The sequence below is a fragment of the Neobacillus paridis genome, from assembly GCF_016765675.1.
Lineage (GTDB): Bacteria > Bacillota > Bacilli > Bacillales > Cytobacillaceae > Neobacillus > Neobacillus paridis.
Genome location: NZ_JAESWB010000292.1, coordinates 1 through 1,086 on the forward strand (window position 1 = coordinate 1; position 1,086 = coordinate 1,086).

Here is a 1,086-nt window from a genome sequence, read left to right on the forward strand (position 1 = left end):
AGCCGGATCCGGAAACCTATCTGGGCTGCGCCGACCTGCTCGGCATCGCGCCGGACGAACTGATGCTGGCCGCCTGCCATCCGGAAGACTTGCGCGCGGCCAGACAGCATGGGCTGCGTACAGCCTTCATCACGCGGCCGCATGAACATGGAAAGCAGGCGCGTTTGCCCAAGGTCGAGGAAGGCGAGTTCGACGTCGTTGCGAATGACATGGTCGACCTGGCTCGGCAATTGATCTGAAATCCACTTGAGGCTGGCGTCAATCCAGCGGCAGAGACGGCTTTCCCACCCCACAGCATTGCGTTGGACTAGGCCTGACTGCAAGCCTACGCTGGCGCCAGGAAGCGCCTGCATAGGCAAATCATTTGACGACGCGCCATGTACTGGTCATTGAGGAGAATCCTCTTCCATAACGGTCCCGGCCCAGCAGTTGAACATAGTCAAGCCAGATGTTCTCCAGATAACGTCCTTGCGCGTCGCAATGCAGGATGCCAGTGCCCCGCGCACACGGCACCGTCGCCTGACGGATATCGGGATCCAGTTCAATACTGTCGGCGAAATCCATAAGGGGTGGGATGCTGGCTGGCGCCAGCATCCTTCCGAGCACGCGAAAGGAGACTNTCCATAAGGGGTGGGATGCTGGCTGGCGCCAGCATCCTTCCGAGCACGCGAAAGGAGACTGGAACAAGAGGCTTTAGAGGCGGCTTTGCAATTGTCGACCACGCATAGGACATAGCCGGCAAATCCTGTAGCGGCAAGGACAACCCGCTGGCAGCAGTAGCGTTTTTAACCGTGCAAGAAGTGGCGAGAGACTTTCCTGGGTAAGGCTGAATGCATGGAAAGGCATTACTGAAAGGTTCGAACCCAGTTCTTCCATGGACATCGCCCTGACCCTGGTTCTAACAGTTTGCCTGGCGACTGGCGTAGTGCTCTTTTCCGTGAAGCGCTCCATTGTCCATGTGGCGCATGGTGGGTACGGAGCAATCATCTCGTCGGTTTCCGCCTGCTTCGGCAATTGAAGGTCGCGCTCTCCGGTATTGGCTACTTTTTCGACCGCTCTGCCGGCGTTGAAGATGAAATCTTGCAG

The 1,086-nt window shown here is 57.8% G+C and carries 3 protein-coding genes; 1 reads left to right on the top strand and 2 read right to left on the bottom strand.

The annotated features are described in order from the left end of the window. Nucleotides 1-239 (top strand): HAD family hydrolase (locus JK635_RS28885; protein WP_202655506.1); only part of this gene is annotated, 239 nt, incomplete at its 5' end. A gap of 121 nt (nucleotides 240-360) precedes the next feature. Here JK635_RS28885 and JK635_RS28890 read toward each other — a convergent pair. Further along, complete coding sequence (locus JK635_RS28890; RefSeq protein ID WP_202655507.1) at nucleotides 361-594, bottom strand: hypothetical protein; 234 nt, start codon at nucleotides 592-594, stop codon at nucleotides 361-363. 99 nt (nucleotides 595-693) lie between these two features. Next, a partial coding sequence (locus tag JK635_RS28895) for a hypothetical protein (RefSeq protein ID WP_235888224.1) occupies nucleotides 694-1,086 on the bottom strand: 393 nt, incomplete at its 5' end.

Bases quoted from the DNA above. Each gene is read 5' to 3' on its own strand.
- JK635_RS28890 (WP_202655507.1), bottom strand. From the start codon at position 594: ATGCTGGCGCCAGCCAGCATCCCACCCCTTATGGATTTCGCCGACAGT.